At 72.1% G+C, this 17,654-nt stretch carries 15 protein-coding genes; 9 read left to right on the forward strand and 6 right to left on the reverse strand.

What is annotated here, in order from left to right; translation table 11 throughout:
• The first annotated feature begins 47 nt into the window (after positions 1-47).
• A complete protein-coding gene (locus ACFYWM_RS26955) occupies positions 48-428 on the forward strand; it encodes an ArsR/SmtB family transcription factor (RefSeq protein WP_389918657.1) in 381 nt (126 codons plus the stop codon).
• Positions 429-549: 121 nt separating this feature from the next.
• Here the strand turns inward: ACFYWM_RS26955 and ACFYWM_RS26960 are convergent, their stop codons facing one another.
• Positions 550-1,185 (reverse strand): TetR/AcrR family transcriptional regulator, encoded by a 636-nt coding sequence (locus tag ACFYWM_RS26960; protein WP_389918660.1) that lies wholly within the window; start codon positions 1,183-1,185, stop codon positions 550-552.
• Positions 1,186-1,247: 62 nt separating this feature from the next.
• Here ACFYWM_RS26960 and ACFYWM_RS26965 point away from each other — a divergent pair, with 62 nt between their 5' ends.
• From ACFYWM_RS26965 to ACFYWM_RS26975, 3 genes are all read left to right on the forward strand, one after another.
• On the forward strand, positions 1,248-1,544 hold the full coding sequence (locus ACFYWM_RS26965; RefSeq protein ID WP_389918662.1) for a hypothetical protein: 297 nt from the start codon (positions 1,248-1,250) through the stop codon (positions 1,542-1,544).
• Positions 1,541-2,404, forward strand: coding sequence for a class I SAM-dependent methyltransferase (locus ACFYWM_RS26970; RefSeq protein ID WP_389918665.1), 864 nt, complete (start codon positions 1,541-1,543; stop codon positions 2,402-2,404). Before ACFYWM_RS26965 ends, ACFYWM_RS26970 begins: the two co-directional genes overlap by 4 nt.
• 98 nt (positions 2,405-2,502) lie before the next feature.
• A complete protein-coding gene (locus tag ACFYWM_RS26975) occupies positions 2,503-2,961 on the forward strand; it encodes a MarR family winged helix-turn-helix transcriptional regulator (RefSeq protein WP_389918668.1) in 459 nt (152 codons plus the stop codon).
• 24 nt (positions 2,962-2,985) lie between these two features.
• Here the strand turns inward: ACFYWM_RS26975 and ACFYWM_RS26980 are convergent, their stop codons facing one another.
• Both ACFYWM_RS26980 and ACFYWM_RS26985 read right to left on the reverse strand, forming a co-directional pair.
• Positions 2,986-4,149 carry a ThuA domain-containing protein gene (locus tag ACFYWM_RS26980; RefSeq protein WP_389918671.1) on the reverse strand — a complete coding sequence of 388 codons (1,164 nt, stop codon included), beginning with the start codon at positions 4,147-4,149 and terminating at the stop codon, positions 2,986-2,988.
• A gap of 188 nt (positions 4,150-4,337) precedes the next feature.
• Positions 4,338-7,220: a carbohydrate-binding protein gene (locus tag ACFYWM_RS26985; protein ID WP_389918674.1), complete on the reverse strand. Its 2,883-nt coding sequence runs from the start codon at positions 7,218-7,220 to the stop codon at positions 4,338-4,340.
• Between the two features lie 492 nt (positions 7,221-7,712).
• Between ACFYWM_RS26985 and ACFYWM_RS26990 the strand changes: the two genes are divergently transcribed.
• The gene (locus ACFYWM_RS26990; protein ID WP_389918677.1) at positions 7,713-9,314 is read left to right on the forward strand and encodes a phospholipase D family protein; all 1,602 of its coding nucleotides are present in this window, start codon (positions 7,713-7,715) and stop codon (positions 9,312-9,314) included.
• A gap of 46 nt (positions 9,315-9,360) precedes the next feature.
• Here the strand turns inward: ACFYWM_RS26990 and ACFYWM_RS26995 are convergent, their stop codons facing one another.
• Together ACFYWM_RS26995 and ACFYWM_RS27000 are read right to left on the reverse strand one after the other, a co-directional pair.
• Complete coding sequence (locus ACFYWM_RS26995) at positions 9,361-10,533, reverse strand: hypothetical protein (protein WP_389918680.1); 1,173 nt, start codon at positions 10,531-10,533, stop codon at positions 9,361-9,363.
• Positions 10,534-11,085: 552 nt separating this feature from the next.
• A complete protein-coding gene (locus ACFYWM_RS27000) occupies positions 11,086-11,757 on the reverse strand; it encodes a TetR/AcrR family transcriptional regulator (protein ID WP_389918683.1) in 672 nt (223 codons plus the stop codon).
• A gap of 96 nt (positions 11,758-11,853) precedes the next feature.
• Here ACFYWM_RS27000 and ACFYWM_RS27005 point away from each other — a divergent pair, with 96 nt between their 5' ends.
• The 3 genes from ACFYWM_RS27005 to ACFYWM_RS27015 all read left to right on the forward strand — a co-directional run bounded on the left by ACFYWM_RS27005 (position 11,854) and on the right by ACFYWM_RS27015 (position 15,680).
• Positions 11,854-13,278, forward strand: a complete 1,425-nt coding sequence (locus ACFYWM_RS27005; RefSeq protein ID WP_389918685.1) for an MFS transporter — start codon at positions 11,854-11,856, stop codon at positions 13,276-13,278.
• Positions 13,279-13,678: 400 nt separating this feature from the next.
• Positions 13,679-14,239 carry a hypothetical protein gene (locus ACFYWM_RS27010; protein WP_389918688.1) on the forward strand — a complete coding sequence of 187 codons (561 nt, stop codon included), beginning with the start codon at positions 13,679-13,681 and terminating at the stop codon, positions 14,237-14,239.
• A 1-nt stretch (position 14,240) separates the two neighbouring features.
• Positions 14,241-15,680, forward strand: coding sequence for a dihydrolipoyl dehydrogenase family protein (locus ACFYWM_RS27015; protein ID WP_389918691.1), 1,440 nt, complete (start codon positions 14,241-14,243; stop codon positions 15,678-15,680).
• A 228-nt stretch (positions 15,681-15,908) separates the two neighbouring features.
• Here the strand turns inward: ACFYWM_RS27015 and ACFYWM_RS27020 are convergent, their stop codons facing one another.
• Positions 15,909-16,883, reverse strand: a complete 975-nt coding sequence (locus ACFYWM_RS27020) for an aldo/keto reductase (RefSeq protein ID WP_389918694.1) — start codon at positions 16,881-16,883, stop codon at positions 15,909-15,911.
• A 133-nt stretch (positions 16,884-17,016) separates the two neighbouring features.
• Here ACFYWM_RS27020 and ACFYWM_RS27025 point away from each other — a divergent pair, with 133 nt between their 5' ends.
• On the forward strand, positions 17,017-17,652 hold the full coding sequence (locus ACFYWM_RS27025) for a TetR/AcrR family transcriptional regulator (protein ID WP_389918697.1): 636 nt from the start codon (positions 17,017-17,019) through the stop codon (positions 17,650-17,652).
• The last annotated feature ends 2 nt before the right edge of the window (positions 17,653-17,654 follow it).

The raw sequence follows: 17,654 nt of genomic DNA on the forward strand, positions 1-17,654 counted from the left end.
CCTTGTTCGATGTTTATGAAACATCGAACAACGTATAACATCGCAGGATGAGGCAGGCACACCACCCCGAGACAGGCGAGATCGAGCTGACCAGGGTGATGGCCGCCCTCAGCGACCCGATCCGGGTCGGGCTGGTGCGCGTGCTGGCCGACGGGCGCGAGCGCGGCTGGGGGGAGCTACGGGCACCGGTGGCCAAATCCACGCTCAGCCACCACCTGCGGGCCCTGCGCGACGCCGGGCTGACCCGCACCCGCCAGGAGGGCACCCGCTGCTACGTGGTCCTGCGTCAGGAGGATCTGCAGGCGCGCTTCCCCGAGCTGCTGCGTACGGTGCTCGCCGCGGCCGAGACCGACGACGTCGGCGGCCACGTCGGCCTGCAGGGCGACCCCGACACCACCCGGACGAGCGGGCTCGACGACGGGTGCTGAGGACCATCCACCCAGTCCGCTTTCGACAGGGAGGCGGCCCCGGTCTACCAGAAGGCCCTGGGCTGCTGGACCGGCTCCATCGTCTGGACGGCCCCCCGCTCACGTCGCCGCTTCGGGCTACTCACGTCAGCACCGCGGCGGCGACCGTGTCGGTGTACCAGCGCTCGAACCGCTCGACCGGCCAGCCGCGCCGGCGTACGAGCCAGTCGTAGTTGCGGAAGTCCATGGCCAGCCACAGGACGTCGGCGACGCTGTCGACATCGTGGTCGGAACGAACGGATCCGGTGGCGACGATCTCGGCGGCGAGCATGGTCATGCCGCGCCTGCGGTCTTCGACGTTCTTGTCCCAGATGCGCGCGGCGTCGGCGTCCGCGGTGGCCGCGCCGGCCAGCGCGATCATCACCTCGGTCTGGCGGGCGTGGGTGACGACGAGGTGCCGGGCGTAGCGGGCGAGCTTGGCGCGAGGGTCGGAAAGGGCCCGGATCTCGGCCACGAACGGCCGGTCGGGCAGTGCGACCGGCTCGTCGTCGCCGGCGACGGTGACGTCGACGAGTTCGGACAGCAGCTGGTGTTTGCTGCCGAAGGCCGCGTAGATCGTCTGGACCGCCACTCCGGCCTCGGTGGCGATGGCGGTCAGCGGAGTGGCCGCGTAGCCGGGGTCGACGAACAGCCTGCCGGCCGCGTCCAGGATCGCCCTGCGGGTCTGGCGGGCCCGCTCCCGGCGTTGCGCCGACTGGTAGCTCCGCTTGCCCTCCACCCGCGTTAGTATAAGGTTCGATTAGATAGAGTCTCACTCTATCCAATAGAGAGGCGATCGCGATGCCGTTCGGAGTGCTGCAGGAGATGCCCGGCGTGACCGAGGAGGAGTACCTCGCGGTGGAGCGCAATCTGGGCCCGGACCGGCCGCCGGGCCTGCTCGCCCATGTCGCGGGACCGGTCGAGGGCGGCTGGCGGATCATCAACGTCTGGCAGGACGCGGAGGCGTTCCGTCGATTCCAGTCCGAGCGGCTCGTGCGCGCCGCCGGTCTGGCCGCCCAGACGGACGGGTTCGACGCGGGCAAGGCCGCGAATTTCCGGTCCGTGACGGTCGACGGCGCCGAGATGCCCTTCCAGTGACCGACATCGCCGGCATGCGGGCCCGCAACATCACGTTCTGGGCGCGGGCAGCGCCGGGATGGATACATCACGCCGACCGTCAGGACGAGTACGGCCGGCCGCTGGGCGCCGCGGCGCTCGACTGGCTGCGCCCCCGGCCCGGGGAGCGGATCCTCGACGTCGGCTGCGGGTGCGGCGGTACCACCGCGGAGCTCGCGGCGGCGGTCGCCCCTACCGGCGCGGTGGTCGGCCTGGACCTGGACGACTCCATGGTGGCCGCCGCGGCCGCGCGGTTCCCGGGTGACCGCCATCCCGGCCTGAGCTTCGCCGCCGCCGACATCGAGACCGTCGGCACCATAGCGGGGGCGCCCTTCGACGCGGTCTTCTCCCGGACGGTCCTCATGCTGCTGGCCGACCCCGTCACCGGCTGCTCCACGATCCGGCGGGCGCTGCGTCCGGGGGGACGCATGGCCGCCACCGTCTTCCGTGACGGCGCGGCCTGCCCCTGGATGCACGCGGTGCTGCTCGGCGCCGCGCCGCATCTCGGGCCGCTTCCGCCGATGCCCGCCGGCGACGAGCCGGGCCCGTTCGCGTTCGCCGACTCCGAACGGGTGATTCGCATCCTGACCGAGGCCGGTTTCGAGACCGTCACCGTCCAGCCGCGCGACATCACCCTGTACGCCCCCGACGACCCCGGCACCGTGGCCGAATGGCTGATCGAGATCGGCCCGGCCGGAGCCGCGTACCGTGACGCCGCACCGGCACAGCGGGCGGCCGCACGGGCCGGGGCCGCACGGCTGCTGGCCCGCTTCCGCGAGCCGGAGTCCGGCTACCGGTTGACGACCGGGATCTGGCTCATCACCGCGACGACCGCCCCGTGAGGCGGGCGTCGTCGTGACTTTCGCGGCTTCGGGATCATCAGGCCGTGACAGCCGGTGGCGCGAGGTCCAGTGGCTCTCGCGTCTGTGACAATTGGCGGGTGGCCAAGGAAGATGAGCAGCGAGTCGCTTCGGATCCGGAGGCGATGCGGGCGGACATCCGCTCGTGGCCCACGGGCCGTCTGCTGTCGGTGGCCGCCCGCATGGTCGAGGGGCGCTTCCACGACTTCCTCGCCGCGCACGGCCTCACCCACGCGGGCATGATCGCCCTGCACCACGTCGTCGACGGCCGCCTGTCGCAGCGGGAGCTCGCGACGCTGTGCCGGGTGACCGACCAGACGATGAGCCGGACGATCGAGGGGCTGCGGCGGGCCGGTTACGTGGTGCGCGCGACCGACGAGCGCGACCGGCGGCGTACGCTCGTCGAGATCACCCCCGAGGGGCGGGAGGTACTGGAGACCGCGCGCCGTGAGGAGCGCGACTCCGACGTCCTGCTGGGCGCGGTCGACGAGTACGACCACTTCCGCGAGCAACTGATCAAGTTGATCACGATCGTGTGAGGCACCCGCCGACCGCCCCGGGAACTACCTGGTGATGGTGAAGGTGTCCACGTCGAACAGCGAGCCCGAGCCGCCGCTGAAGGTCAGGAAGATCGGCCCTGAGCCCGTCGCGGTGAGGGTGGTGGAGACGGTCCTGAAGGTGTCCCAGCTGCCGGTGTTGGGCACGTTCACCGTGCCGAGCACCGTCCCGGTCTGCGAACCGGCGCGGACCCGGATCGTGCCGCCGGGACCCGCCGAGGAGACGCGGGCGCTGAAGGTCTTCGCCCCGGAGGCGTTCACCGACGCGTACCCGGCCCAGTCGCCGTTGTCGATGTAGCCGACCGTCCTGCCGCCGCTGGCCGGGCCGTGGTTCGCCGGCTGCACGCCGGAGTTGGAGGTGTAGGCCTCGCCCTCGACCGTGGTGGACCCGCCGGTCCTCGGGCTGCAGTCGGCCGCGACCTGTCCCGCCGCGTACCTGATGCCGCCGAGCAGCAGGCTGCGGAAGCCCGTCTCCGCGTAGGACTGGATGGTGTGGCCCAGGCCCGTGTAGAACGAGCGGCCCGAACCCTGCGGGTGACACCAGGTGATGGGGTGGTCGCCGTTCATGGTGCCGCCGCTGTAGCTGCCCTCGTCGAGGGACTGCAGGACGCGCGCGGTGGAGCGGGGGTTGGTGCCGTAGTTGTACCACTCGTCGCTGCGGCTCCAGGTGGCGCCGAGGTGGGAGGTGGCCGGGTGGGTGTTGTCCTCGGTCCTCACGGTCGCCTGCTGGATCGCGGGGTGGCCGCTGAACCAGGCGCCGACGAGCTGGCCGTAGTAGGCCCAGCCGTACTCGGTGTCGGCCGCGGCGTGGATGCCGAGGTAGCCGCCGCCGCCGTTGACGTAGTTCTGGAACGCGGTCTGCTGGGTGTCGTTGAGCACGTCACCGGTGGTGCTGAGGAAGACCACGGCCTCGTAGGTGGCCAGGTTGGACGCGTTGAAGGCGTTCGCGTCCTCGGTCGCGGTGACGCTGAAGCCGTTGGCGGTGCCCAGGTCCCTGATGGTCTGGATGCCGGTCGGGATGGAGTCGTGGCGGAATCCGGCCGTCTTGGAGAAGACCAGCACCTCGAACGGAGCCGCGGCGGCCTGGGCCGCCGCCGGGACGAGCACGGTCGCGGCCGCCATGGTGGCCGCCGCGACTGTCGCCAGGCCTCGTGCGATGAGACTGCGCATCGCTGTCCTTTCGTATGCGGAAAATCATGTGCGGGAAGTCGCGCGTAGGAAGTCGTACGCGGGAAGTTCTGTGCGGGAAGTCGCGAGTGAAGCCGTACGCGGGAAGTTCTGTGCGGGAAGTCGCGAGTGAAGCCGTACGCGTGAAGATCCCCGGCGCGGCGGGAGAGCGCCGCGCCGGGGATCCGTCGCTACTTGGTGATGGTGAGGGTGTCGACGTCCAGCAGGGAGCCGGTGCCGCCGGTGAAGGTCAGGAAGATCGACCCCGAGCCCGTCCCGGTGAGGTTGGTGGAGACGTTCTGGAAGGTGTCCCAGCTGCCGGTGTTGGGCACGGCCACCGAGCCGAGCACCGTCCCGGTCTGCGAGCCCGCGCGGATCTGGATGGTGCCGCCGGGACCGCCCGAGGAGACGCGCGCGGTGAAGGTCTTCGCCCCCGACGCGGTCAGCGTGGAGTACCCGGCCCAGTCGCCGTTGTCGATGTAGCCCATGGTGGTACCGCCGCTGGCCGCGGCGTGGGCGGCCGGCTGCACGCCGGAGTTGGAGGTGTAGGCCTCCCCCTCGACCGTGGTGCTGTTACCGCTCCCGCCGGTGTTCAGGGTGAAGGCGTCCAGGTCGAAGAGGTTGCCCTGACCCGTGACCCCCTTGAACACCAGGAACAGCGTGGTGGTGCCCGAGGGCGCGTTGCTCAGGTTGGCCGAGACGTTCTGGAAGGTCTCCCAGCCGCCGGTGACCGGCACGGTGGCCGTGCCGAGCAGCGTGCCGGTGGCCGACCCCGCCCTCACCTCCAGCGTTCCGCCGACACCGCCGGAGGAGACGCGGGCGGTGATGGAGGTGGCGTTGCCGAGCGCGTACGGCGTGAAGGAGATCCAGTCGCCGTTGTCGATGAACCCGGCGGTCTTGGCGCCCTCGGCGGGACCGTGCTCGGCGATCTGGATGCCGGACTGGGCGCCGAAGTGCTCGGCCTGGCGGTGGCGAGGCTGCAGGGTGCGGGTGTTCTGGCTGGTCAGTCCACCCTTGTCGGTGTAGCTGGCGACGAAGACGCCGTAGATGTTCGCGGCGCTGTCGTGCTCACCGTCGGTCGGGACCGTGATGCTCCCCGAGCAGCCGTTCTTGCTGGTGATCTCGTGCGCGTGGCTGTCGTGGCCGAGGAGGTAGGTGACCTTGACCTTGGTGCAGTCGATGGTCCCGTCCTCGGGGTCGCTCACGTTGACCTGGTAGGACACCGTGTCACCGAAGGAGAACAGCTGCCCGTTGACGGGCTGGGCGAAGTTCACCGTGGGCGCGGTGTTGCCGACCGTGACGGTCACGTTGGCGGTGCCGGTCAGCCCGGCGGAGTCCCTGACGGTCAGCGTGGCGGTGTAGGTGCCGTTGGCCGTGTAGGTGTAGGTGGGGTTGGCCGCGGTGGAGGTCGCGCCGTTGCCGAAGTTCCAGGAGTAGGTCAGCGCGCCGCCCTCGGGGTCGGAGCTGCCGGCCGAGGAGAAGGTGACGGCGAGCGGGGCGGGCCCGGAGGTCCTGTTCGCGGCGGCCTTGGCGATCGGGTTGCGGTTGGTCCCGGCGATGTACTCGACCCGGTAGAGGGCCTGGTTGCCGGAGCCGGTGCCGTAGTCGAGCACGTACAGGGCGCCGTCGGGGCCGAAGGTCAGGTCCATGACCTGGGTGCCGGTCCACGGGAAGGCCTCGATCACGCCGGGCGCGCCGGAGGAGGTGACCTCGATGGCCTTGATCCAGCGGCGGCCGTACTCGGCGGCGAAGTAGCGGCCGTTGAGCGAGGCGGGGAACTTGACGGACGAGTTCAGGTTCGCGTCGTAGCGGTAGACCGGGCCGCCCATCGGCGACTCGGAGCCGCCGCCGAACTCCGGCGGGGAACCGGCCTCGCCGCCGTAGCGGATCCAGCTGGGCTTGGCCGCGGGCAGGGTGGTCAGACCCGTGTTGCGGAACGAGTTGTTCGTCGGGCCTCCGGCGCAGTTGTACTTGGCCGAGGAGGGGCCGGACGGGAAGGTGTACTCGTTGTAGGTCTCGGCCGTGGTGTTGGTGCCGGTGCAGTACGGCCAGCCGTAGTTGCCCGGACCCGTGATGCGGTTGAACTCCACCTGTCCGCCGGGACCGCGGTTGGCGTCGGCGCCACCGGCGTCCGGGCCGTAGTCGCCCAGGTAGACGATGCCGGTGGCCTTGTCGACCGACATCCTGAACGGGTTGCGGAAGCCCATCGCGTAGATCTCGGGGCGGGTCTTGGCCGTGCCCGGGGCGAACATGTTCCCGCTGGGGATGGTGTAGGTCCCGTCGGCCTGCGGCTTGATGCGGAGCACCTTGCCGCGCAGGTCGTTGGTGTTGCCCGAGGAACGCTGCGCGTCGAACTGCGGGTTGCGGTCGGTGCGCTCGTCGATCGGGGTGTAGGAGTTCGACTCGAACGGGTTGGTGTCGTCGCCCGTAGTCAGGTACAGGTTCCCGGCCGCGTCGAAGTCGATGTCACCGCCCACGTGGCAGCACTGGCCACGGTCGTTGGCCACCTGCAGGACGACCTTCTCGCTGGCCAGGTCCAGCGTGTTGTCGGCCTTGAGGGTGAACCTGGAGAGGTTCAGGTGCCCCTTCCACTGCTCGAAGGTCGCCGCGCTGCCGCTGGTGGGCGCGTCGCCGCCCGGGGTGTTCAGCTTCGGCGAGTAGTACACGTACACGAAGCGGTTGGTGGCGAAGGCGGGGTCGGCGGCGATGCCCTGCAGCCCCTCCTCGTCGTGCGTGTAGACGTCGAGCTTGCCGGCCGTCGCGGTGTCGCCGGCGGCGGTCGTACGGCGGATCGTGCCGTCGCGCGCCGTGTGCAGGATCGACCTGTCGGGCAGCACCGTCAGCGACATGGCCTCGCCGAGCTCACCCGGGCCGGTGGCCAGGGAGACCTGCTGGTAGTCGGAGGCCGGGATGTCGGCCATCGCGCGGGCCGCCGCGCCGGTGGCCGATCCGGCGGCCGCGGAGGCCGTCGATCCGGTGGCCGCGGAGGCCGCCGGGCCGGTGGCCGCGGCGCCGGTGGTGATGAGCAGGGCTGCGGTCAGCAGCCTGGCCCACGGCCGAGGGCGTGGGGACATTGAGGGTCCTTTCCTGACTTGGGGGAGCAGTCAGGCAAGGCGCGCGCCGCCGCGCTTATGCCGTCCGGAGGCGCTGTCACGCGCTGCCGGATGATGCCGGGTTCGTTCGTGCGGTGGTGCGGTAATGCGCGCGGTCCCGGAGGGTGCCGTCCCCGGGACAGACTGATGAAAGCCAACAGTCTGTTTTTTTCGCGACTCGATGTGCGAGTTACAGATTTTTAACACGCAAGCAACTTCGTGTAAACCCCCTGTCAGGGCTTCCCAGGTCAGTCCCCTGATGCGGGAGCGCCGCGGGCGCCGGGAGTTTCGCGCTCACGTTCCCGGGGTCCGTGGGGCGGAAGCCGGAGTGACGGGCCGGGCGGCGAGTCAGGGATGAGCATGGGGGGTGCGCGCGCAGGAGAGGTGTGTGCGCCGGAGGGATGCGCGCGTCGGCGGAGTGATCGTTCCACCTCGATGAGTGAAAACAGGCAAAAGCTGGGTAGATCGGGCACGGTGACCGAAGACAACTGGTTTCTTGACCGCGAGGAGCGCGGCAACCCGGCGTCCCGGATCGACACCCGGCACGACGGCGGGACCGCCTGGTCGCACGGCAACACCGTGCGGCCCATCCCGCACGGCGCACCCTACTTCACCGAGCTGCTCGCCCGCGTCCGCGAGCTGCGCTCGGGGGACCTGCTGATGTTCACCGACTGGCGCGGCGACCCCGGGGAGAGGCTGGACGGCCCCGGTACGGAGGTCGCCGACGTGTTCGCCGAGGCCGCCAGGCGCGGCGTCGTGGTCAAGGGCCTCCTGTGGCGCTCGCACTGGGACAAGCTCTTCTTCAGCGCGGAGGAGAACCGCCACCTCGGCGACGCCATCGAGGAGGCGGGCGGGGAGTGCCTGCGCGACATGCGCGTCCCCATGGGCGGCTCGCACCACCAGAAGCTCGTGGTGCTGCGCCACCGCGACGACCCCCGGCGCGACATCGCGTTCGTCGGTGGCATCGACCTGTGCTGGAGCCGCCGCGACGACTCCTCCCACGAGGGCGACGCGCAGGCCGCGCCCATGGCCAAGGTGTACGGCAGCCGCCCGCCCTGGCACGACGTGCAGGCCGCGATCCAGGGACCGGCCGTCGGCGACGTCGAGACCGTGTTCAGGGAGCGCTGGGAGGACCCCCAGCCGCTGACCCGCAACCCCGTGCACCGCGTCGTCGACCTGGTCCGGCGCGAGGACACCCAGCCGGACCCGCTGCCCCCGCAGCCGCCCGACCCTCCGGTCTGCGGCCCGCACTCCGTACAGCTCCTGCGCACCTACGCCCACCGCAGGACCAGCTACTCCTTCGCCCCGCGCGGGGAGCGCAGCGTGGCCCGCGGCTACCTCAAGGCCCTGCGCCGCGCCCGCAGCCTGATCTACATCGAGGACCAGTACCTGTGGTCGCCCCAGGTCGCCGAGTCCTTCGCCGAGGCGCTGAAGGCCAACCCGGAGCTGAGGATGATCAGCGTCCTGCCGCTCCACCCCGACCAGGACGGCCTGATCGGCGGTGTCCCGCAGATCCTGGGACGCAACCAGGCGCTGAACGTCCTGAAGCGCGCGGGCGGCGACCGGGTCGCGGTCTACGGGGTCGAGAACCGGGAGGGCACCCCGGTGTACGTCCACGCCAAGGTCTGCGTCATCGACGACGTGTGGTCGACCATCGGCTCCGACAACTTCAACCGGCGCTCCTGGACCTACGACTCCGAGCTGACCTGCGCGGTGCTCGACGAGACCCCCGACGGCCGCGAACCCCTCGACCCAGGAGGGCTCGGCGACGGCGCCCGCCGCCTGCCCAGGGACCTGCGCCTCACCCTCGCCCGCGAGCACCTCGACCGGCACGACGGCTCCGACGCGGACCTGCTCGACCCCGCCTCCTTCTTCGACGCCTTCGCCTCGTCGGCGGCGGAACTGGAACGCTGGTACGCCGGCGGTCGCCGGGGCCCCCGCCCGCCCGGACGGCTCCGCGCCTACGAGGTGTCGCGGATGTCCCCGCTGACCACCGCCTGGGCCACCCCGTTCTACCGCTTCCTCTGCGACCCCGACGGCCGCCCCCGCGCCATGCGCCGCGCCGGAAGATACTGACCTCGCCCGGCTCGCACGACGGTGGCCGGGCTCGGGGTCACCGCGCCTAGGGCAGGCCGTTCCTGGTCTTGTAGTCGTTCCAGACCCGTACGCAGTAGGCGTGGCGCCAGTCACCGGCGGGCAGGTGGCGGCAGGCGTAGGCGGCGCTGATGCCCGTGGCGCTCCCGGTGGCCGGTGGCCTGTTCCGGGAGGCCGAGGGCGTGCCCGTCCTGCCCGCCCGGCTCCGCGCCCCGCCCTCCTGCGCCCCGGCGCCTTGCGCCCTGGACCGCTGTGTCCCGGAGTCCCGTGTCCCGGCGCCTTGTGTCCTGGAACCCTGCGTCCTGGAACCCTGCGTCCTGGAACCCTGCGTCCCGGAGCCCTGCGTCCCGGAGCCCTGTGCTCCGGAACCCTGCGTCCCGGAGCGCGGCCGTCCCGCCGTCCTGGCGCTCCCGGCGTCCCCGCCGCTGCTCGCGGTACTTCCGGTGCGCCCGGTGCTCCCCTCACCCCGCCCGGCACCGCCGGTCCCCCGCGCGCTCTCGTGTCCGGCGCCTCCGTTCGCCCGCCTGGCGCCGGTCTGGGGCGCGGAGGCTCCCGTCCGTGACCTGGCGCCCGCCGTCCCTCCGGGCCCGGCCTTCCCGGCGCCGGCCCGGGTGGAGCCTCCGCCCTCGCGGTGCCGTCCGGACCGCTCGACCGGCTTGACCGGCTTCTTGACAGTTTTGGCGCGCTCCACCCGCTCGACCCACTCGTCCCGGATGTCTCCGGCGCCGGAGAGGGCCCGTTCCGCCGGGAGCTCCCGCACCGGCTCACGCCCCGGGACCTTCCCCTTCCCGCCCGTCCCCTTCCCGTCCCCGGGCTTTCCTCTCCCCGCCGGGGCCTTCGCGTCAGCCCCGGCCACCGCCGGGGCCCGCGAGGGGGCGATCACCGTGTCGCGCCCCGCGAGGAGGCGTCCCCCCGGAGACGCGGGCGACGTGTCGGCGACGGGCAGCCGATCCCATGGGGACCAGCCGGACGACCAGACGCCGACCCCCGCGGCGGCGAGGAACCCCGCGATCAGGGCGGGCCTGACGAGCTGGTCGCGCGAGAGACGCGACCACGGCCGCCGCCACGGGCTGGGGGGCGGGGGCATGGAGAACGGCCTGCTGTCGAGATAGGTCCAGGAGCGCCGGACCATCGGACGCGTGACCGCGCCGTCCATGTCATTCGCGCCGTCCATGTCGTCCATGTCGTCCATGTCATTCATGTCGTCCGCGTCGTCCGCTCCCCCGTCCTTCCGATGCCGCGCGGGCCCGCGAGGCGCCGGAACCCCCTCGCCCTCCCCCTCGCGCCCGCCGGACACCGAGGGGAGCGCCGCCCCCACGGGCATCCGGGACTCCGGAGACGGCCCGGGGCACGAAGGCTCGGCGGGCTCCGAAGGACGTACGGGTAGCGGAGGTTCCGCGGAGCCGGAGGATCCGGCGGGACGCGAAGGACCGGCGGCCTGCGAAGGGCCGACGGCCCGAGAAGGACCGGCGGGTTGCGAAGGCGGCGGGTCGCCGTACGGCATGCGCCCCCGCGGTCTCGCCTTGAGGCCGTGGCCGTGAGTCCGATCGTGCTCACCGTGCATCTCGCCTCCCGTGTCGCGTCTGGCCTCCCCACCCTGGCAAAATCACCCACTGTATGCGGCCCATGACAGTACGGTCTTACCGATCTGTTATCAGCAGCAGGCCGCAAAGATAAATAAATACGGCGAAAAACCGGCCTGACCGGTAAGGGACGGACATCGCGCACGGCCCCGGAACGAGGACTCGCGGAATCAGGACTCGCGGGGGCGGGGAGGGCGGCGCCTGGCGGGGGCGGCGAAGGCGCGCAGGAAGGTGTTCACGCCGTCGCGGACCGCGGCGGCGAGGGCGTCGGGGCCGACCGGGCGGGTGCCCAGCGCGGACAGCGCGGGAAGGTTGCCCGCGACGAGCGCCATGAACTGGCCCGCCGCGACCCGCGGGTCGTCGATCTCCAGGTGGCCCCGGTTGGCCAGGCCCGCCAGCCGTCCGGCGAGGACGTTCAGCGCGGGCGTGCCCGCTCGGGCGACCACCTCGTCGTAGAGGTCGGGCAGGCGCGCGGCCTCGGCGTACAGCAGCCGCTGCAGCGCCCAGCCCTCCTCGCTGAGCTGGCACTCGACCATGAGGTGGCCCACCCTCTCCAGCTCGGCGGCGAGGTCGGCGCCGTCGTCGGGGAGGGTGGCGAACGCGGCGGTGATCCTGGCCGTCGACCGGTCGGCGCTGTCGCGCATGACCGTGCGGAACAGGGTCTCCTTGTCGTGGAAGTGGTTGTAGACGGTGGGCTTGGCGACCCCCGCGAGGCTCGCGATCGCGTCGATGTTCGTCTGGGCGTAGCCCTCCTGGGAGAAGACCTTCACGGCGGCGTCCAGGATCGCCGTGCGCTTGTCGATCCGTCCCCTGCCAGGCATCGCGCGTTCGGTGGTGGTCACGGTCCGAGATTACCGCAGCGATCGCCGCATTCCGCTTGCCAATCTGAACTCATGAGTTCAAAATAATGGCCACCCGAGTAAAGAATGGAGAAGCGTATGGCCACCGATGTCAACACCGGCGACTCCCCGGGCGGGATCTCGCCCGCCAGGGCTCCGGGCCTGCTGCTCGCCGCGATCGTCGGCTGCGAGTTCATGCTGCAGCTCGACGGCACCATCGTGACGGTCGCCCTGCCGGACCTGCAGAACGACCTCGGCCTGTCGGCGGCCGCCCTGTCCTGGGTGGTCAACGCGTTCCTGCTGTCCTTCGGCGGCGTGCTGCTGCTGGGCGGCCGGCTGGGCGACCTGTTCGGCCACCGGACGGTCTTCCTGGCCGGGACGGGCCTGCTCGCGGCGGCCTCCCTGCTCGCCGGGCTCGCCCCCGATCTCGGCTGGCTGCTCGCGGGCCGGGCGCTGCAGGGAGTCGGCGCGGCCCTGGCCGGTCCCGCCGGGCTGGCCCTGCTGTCCGTCACCTACACCGGCGAGCGGCGACAGCGGGCGTTCGGCCTCTACTCCACGGTGACGGGCCTGGCCGCGGCGGCGGGCATGATCCTGGGCGGCGTGCTGACCTGGGCCGCGGACTGGCGCTGGACCCTGCTGGTCAACGTGCCCGTCGGGCTCGCCATCGTCGCGCTCGGCGCGCGGACGATCGCCCCCCGGGGGCCCGCCGGGCGCGAGGGCACCCGTGCCCTCGACCTGCCGGGGGCGCTGCTCTCGGTGCTGGGGATGACGGCGGTCGTCCACGGCTTCGTACGGGCCGCCGAGGAGGGGTGGGGAGACGCGGTCGTCGTCGGCTCCCTCGCCGGCGGGGCGGCGGTGCTGGCGGCGTTCGCGTTCCTGGAGTCGCGCGTCGCCTCGCCCGTCCTGCCCTCGCGGGTGTTCGCCCACCGGGCCAGGGCCGGGGCCTTCGTCACCCTGGTGCTGCTCGCGTTCGTCCTGACCGGCTTCCTGTTCTTCCTCACCCAGTTCCTTCAGCGGGTCCTGGGCCTGGGGCCGCTGCTCACCGGCCTCGCCTTCCTGCCCTTCGGGCTGGCCCTGCTGGTGACCGCCAGGTCGGCGCCCACACTGATCGCCAGGGCGCGCGGCCCGAGGAACCTGGCCGTCGCCGGGCTCGCGCTCGTCGTGGTCGCGACCCTGTGGCTGGGCGGGGTGGACGGGGACAGCGCGTACCCGGCGGCGGTTCTCGGCCCGCTGGTGATCATGGGGGTGGGAGCGGGGGCGGCGATCGTCCCCTTCAACATCATCGTCCTGTCCGAGACCCCGCCCGAGGACGCCGGGATCACCTCGGGGGTCCTGCAGGCGTCGCTGGCCCTGGGCGGCTCGCTCGGGCCGGCGGTGCTGCTGACCGCGTTCGCCGGCGGCGGGCAGGACGTCGCCGCCGGGGTGTCGCGGGCCTTCACCGCCTCCGCCGTCGTCGCCGGGCTGGCGATCGCCGTCGGGATCGCGGCCTGGTTCCTCCCTTCCCGGAACGAAGTCACCCGCTGACAATGAACGCATGAGTTCAATAATCAGGCAGCGCACATGTCCGGCCTCGACAGTGTCACGGGTTGTCGTTCCCCCGCCTTGACGGTGATGCCCCACACTCCCTCGCGACGACTTCGGACGGTCGGGGCCGCGCACGCATCACGTGAGTGAGTAGAACGTTCGGTCTTGACAGGCCGCGCCGCGGGTTGCCATGCTGTGTCGCGATAGAACGTTCGGTATTGCGGGGAGTTGTTCCAGTGGCTCGTGGACGGGCGCATCGGGCCGGGGCCCACGTCGAAGGGGTTAACTCCTCCGCCGCCCTGGCCGGCCACGCCGGGCCGGTCGCCCACCCGATCGGGAGAACCGATCGCGGGACGCGCCGAACCGCTCTCCTCGTCACTCATCCGCTGAAAGGATCATCATGAGCACCATCGCCGCCTCGCCTGATATCTCCGGGACCGCGTCCGCGCTTCGGCGGCTGTACTTCGTCCGGTTCGTGTTCGCCATCGTCTGGGCCCTCGCGATGTTCACGACCGCCTCGGAGCTGGGGCCGGTCGCGGTCACCCTGCTCGTGCTCTACCCGCTGTTCGACGTGGCCGCCGCCGTCATCGACGCCCGCGCGTCGCGCACCACCGGATCCCCCACCCTGCTGTACGTGAACGTCGCGGTCAGCCTGATCACCGCCGTCGGCGTGGGCATCGCCTGCGCGTCCGGCATCCCGGCGGTGCTGCGCGTGTGGGGCGCCTGGGCCGTCGTGGCCGGGCTGGTCCAGCTGATCGTTGGTGTCACCCGCCGCAAGATGGGCGGCCAGTGGCCGATGATCATCAGCGGCGGCATCTCCGTGCTCGCCGGTACGTCGTTCATCCTCGGCGCCTCCGCGCCCGACCCGACGCTGACCAACGCGGCCGGCTACGCCATCCCCGGCGGCATCTTCTTCCTCATCTCGGCCCTGCGTCTCGGCCGCGCCGCGAAGGGGAACTGAGATGGGCGGCGGCACCTACGACGTCGTCGTCCTCGGGGCCGGCCCGGTCGGGGAGAACGTCGCCGACCGGGTGGTGCGGGGCGGGCTGAGCGCCGCCGTCGTCGAGCGCGAGCTCGTCGGCGGGGAATGCTCCTACTGGGCCTGCATGCCGACCAAGGCACTGCTGCGCAGCGCGGCGGCGCTGCGGGCGGCGCGCCGGTTGCCGGGAGCGCGCGAGGCGGTGACCGGCGATCTCGACGCGGCCGCGGTGCTGGGCCGCCGTGACTCCTTCGCCTCGCACTGGAAGGACGACGGCCAGGTCGGCTGGCTCGATTCGGCCGGGATCGCCCTGCACCGCGGCCAGGGCCGGATCGTGTCCGCGAAGGTGGTCGAGGTGACCGGCGACGACGGCGTCCCGGTCACGTTGACGGCCCGGCACGCGGTGGTCGTCGCGACCGGAAGCGGCGCGCTGCTGCCGGACGTTCCCGGCCTGCGCGAGGCCGCGCCGTGGACCAGCCGGGAGGCGGCCGCCGCGAGCGCGGTCCCCGGCCGGCTCGCGATCATCGGCGGTGGCGTGGTGGCGTCGGAGATGGCGACCGCCTTCGCCGCCCTGGGGTCCTCGGTGACGATGCTGGCTCGTGACGGTGTGCTGCCGTCGGCCGAGCCGTTCGCCGGCGAGCTGGTCACCGAGTCGTTGCGGGAGGCCGGTGTGTCGGTACGCCTCGGCGCGGGGGCCGCGTCGGCGCACCGCGACGAGACCGGAACGGTGCGCGTCACGACGACCGGCGGCGAGCGGGTCGAGGCCGACGAGGTCCTGGTGGCGGTCGGCCGGACACCGAACACCCGGGACATCGGCCTCGGTTCCGTCGGCCTGACGCCGGGCGCCTGGCTCACGGTGGACGACACGCTGCGCGTGGTCGGACAGGACGGGACGCCGGTCGGCGGCGGGTGGCTGTACGCCGCCGGTGACGTCAACCGGCGGGTGCTGCTGACCCATCAGGGCAAGTACCAGGCCCGCGCGGTCGGCGACGTCATCGTGGCGCGGGCGAGGGGCGAGGCGGTCGAGGACGGCCGCTGGGGCCGGCACGCGGCCACGGCCGACGAGCGCGCGGTGCCCCAGGTGGTCTTCACCGACCCGGAAGTCGCGTCGGTGGGGCTGACCGCGGCCGAGGCCGAGGCCGCGGGGACACGGATCCGCGTCGTCGACCACGACCTGGGCGCCGTCGCCGGGTCGGCCCTGCACGCCGACGGCTACCGGGGGCACGCCCGCATGGTCGTCGACGAGGACCGGAAAGTGATCGTCGGTTTGACCCTCGTCGGCCCGGACGTCGCGGAACTGCTGCACGCCGCGACGATCGCGATCGCCGGCGAGGTCCCGCTGGACCGGCTGTGGCACGCGGTCCCGTCGTTCCCCACGGTCAGCGAGGTGTGGTTGCGGCTGCTGGAGGCGTACGGCCGCTGACCACGCGGCCGAGCGCCGGGACCGGACACCCGCCCGGCGGCGGGCTCGTCACGGTCACTCGTCACGGTCACTCGTCACGGTCACTCGTCACGGCCTGGACAGTCCGGGATCGTCCGGGATGAACGTGCCCTCGGCGATCGCCCGGAGCGCCGCGCGGTGCGCGGCGAACGCCGCCCTGCCTCGGCACGCGAGCCCCGCGCCCGTCGCGACGTGGGTTTCCGGGACGGGTCAGTCCCAGGCGGGGAGCATGCCCTCGGGGTAGCGGGCGCCGAAGCCGCCGTCCGGGAGGATCTCGGCGACGCGCTTCAGGTCGGTGTCGTCGAGGGTGAGACCGACGGCCGCGACGTTCTCCTCCAGGCGCCGGGGGTTGCGGGTGCCGGGGATGGGGACGATGTCGTCGCCCTGGGCGAGAAGCCAGGCCAGGGCGAGCTGGGCCACGGTGGCGTCCTTGGTGGCGGCCAGTTCGGTGAGCCCGCGGGTGGCCTCGACGTTCTTCTCGTAGTTGCCGGGCTGGAAGCGGGCGTCCCAGCTGCGCATGTCGCCGGGATCGTACTCGGCGCCGGGCTTGGCCTGGCCGGTGAGGAAACCCCTGCCGAGCGGCGAGTAGGGGACGAACCCGATCCCGAGCTCGCGCAGTACGGGGAAGAGCCTCTCGACGTCGCGTTCGAACAGGGAGTACTCGGTCTGCAGGACCGAGACGGGCCGGACGGCGTGCGCGCGGCGGATGGTGTTCTCCCCCGCCTCGCTCAGGCCTAAGTAGCGGACCTTGCCGGCGTCGATGAACTCCCCGACCGTCCCGGCCACGTCCTCGATCGGCACGTCGGGGTCGACGCGGTGCTGGTAGAGCACGTCGATGACGTCGACGCCGAGGTGGCGCAGGCTGTTGTCGACGACCTCGCGGATGTGCTCGGGACGGCTGTCGACACCGCTCTTCCGGGTGCCGGTGAAGTCGAACCCGAACTTGGTGGCGATGACGACCTCGTCCCGGACCGGCGCGAGCGCGGCGCCGACGATCCGCTCGTTCTCGCCCTGCCCGTACAGCTCGGCCGTGTCGAAGAACGTCACCCCCAGGTCGTGGGCCCGGCGGATCGTCGCGGCCCCCTCCTTCTCGTCGGAGGGCCCGTACGCCAGGGAGATCCCCATCGCGCCGTAGCCGAGTTCCGACACCGTCAGACCCTGCTGTCCGAGGTTTCGCTGCCGCATGAGCGTCCTTTCCCCGCACCCGGAGCCCTTTCTCGCAAAACGGGCTCCGGCCTGCGTTCATGGTCGATGTTAGAGTGCTCTTACATTGATGTAAGAGCACTCTAACATCAGGAAGGGGGCAGAATCGTTCGCCGTGAGCAGTCCCACGACACCGCGACGCGGTTACCACCACGGCGACCTGCGGGCCAGGTTGATCAGCGAGGGTGTCGCACTCCTGGCCGAGACGGGCGTCGCGGGCTTCTCCGTGGCCAAGGTCGCCGTTCGCGCGGGCGTGTCGTCGGCCGCGCCCTACCGCCACTTCCCCGATCGCGAGGCCCTGCTGGCCGCCTGCGCGGCCTCTCTCACCGCCGCCCTCACCGACCTCCTCACCCGGGCGGCCGAGCTGGCCGGACCCGACCCGGTCGACCGGCTCGCCGCCACCGCGGGGGCCTACACCCGCTACGCCCTGGAGCGGCGCGCCGGTCTCGACCTCATCCACTCCCATGACTTCGCCGCCGCCCACCGCCCGGTCGTCCAGGAGCAGAGCCGTCGCCTCATGGACGCCCTGATGGCTCTGACCTCGGCGGTCCTGCCCGAGGACGCCTCCTGGGCCGACACCGCCGACCTCGCCTACGTCCACCTGTCCACCACGCACGGCTACGCCACCCTGCTCCCGAGGGACTCCCGCCGGACCGGGGACGTCGACGGCATCGCCGCCAGCGCCGTCACCGTCGCCCGCGACCACCTCACCGGCCACCTCCTGCGCCTGCGGGGCCACGGCTCCCCCTGAAG

The organism is Streptosporangium sp. NPDC002721, assembly GCF_042888905.1.
Lineage (GTDB): Bacteria > Actinomycetota > Actinomycetes > Streptosporangiales > Streptosporangiaceae > Streptosporangium.

Bases quoted from the DNA above. Each gene is read 5' to 3' on its own strand.
- ACFYWM_RS26965 (WP_389918662.1), top strand. From the start codon at position 1,248: ATGCCGTTCGGAGTGCTGCAGGAGATGCCCGGCGTGACCGAGGAGGAG.
- ACFYWM_RS27015 (WP_389918691.1), top strand. From the start codon at position 14,241: ATGGGCGGCGGCACCTACGACGTCGTCGTCCTCGGGGCCGGCCCGGTC.
- ACFYWM_RS26995 (WP_389918680.1), bottom strand. From the start codon at position 10,533: ATGAATGACATGGACGACATGGACGACATGGACGGCGCGAATGACATG.
- ACFYWM_RS26985 (WP_389918674.1), bottom strand. From the start codon at position 7,220: ATGTCCCCACGCCCTCGGCCGTGGGCCAGGCTGCTGACCGCAGCCCTG.
- ACFYWM_RS26955 (WP_389918657.1), top strand. From the start codon at position 48: ATGAGGCAGGCACACCACCCCGAGACAGGCGAGATCGAGCTGACCAGG.
- ACFYWM_RS27020 (WP_389918694.1), bottom strand. From the start codon at position 16,883: ATGCGGCAGCGAAACCTCGGACAGCAGGGTCTGACGGTGTCGGAACTC.
- ACFYWM_RS26980 (WP_389918671.1), bottom strand. From the start codon at position 4,149: ATGCGCAGTCTCATCGCACGAGGCCTGGCGACAGTCGCGGCGGCCACC.
- ACFYWM_RS27010 (WP_389918688.1), top strand. From the start codon at position 13,679: ATGAGCACCATCGCCGCCTCGCCTGATATCTCCGGGACCGCGTCCGCG.
- ACFYWM_RS27005 (WP_389918685.1), top strand. From the start codon at position 11,854: ATGGCCACCGATGTCAACACCGGCGACTCCCCGGGCGGGATCTCGCCC.